We start from the raw sequence: 248 nt of genomic DNA on the forward strand, positions 1-248 counted from the left end.
TCATGGGAACCACCCGCCGACCGAGCCGTATTCGATCAAATCTGGCAGGGGTGGATTTCGACGATCGTTGAAGGGACGGATTTCACATTCACCGTCCGTCAACGGGACAGCGGCAGTTTCATGGGCTTGGCGGGTCTTCACTATGTTCGGCATCCAAGCGCGGAATTAGGTATCTGGATTCGGGAAGATTTTCACGCGCGAGGTTTCGGCCGCGAGGCGGTGGGCGCGGTGGCGAAATGGGCTAGCAC

The 248-nt window shown here is 58.5% G+C and carries 1 protein-coding gene; it reads left to right on the top strand.

The window, feature by feature from the left end; all coding sequences use genetic code 11:
* A partial coding sequence (locus SB689_RS23840) for a GNAT family N-acetyltransferase (protein WP_410694508.1) occupies nucleotides 1-248 on the top strand: 248 nt, incomplete at both ends.

Source organism: Chryseobacterium sp. SIMBA_038, from assembly GCF_046535115.1.
Lineage (GTDB): Bacteria > Bacteroidota > Bacteroidia > Flavobacteriales > Weeksellaceae > Chryseobacterium.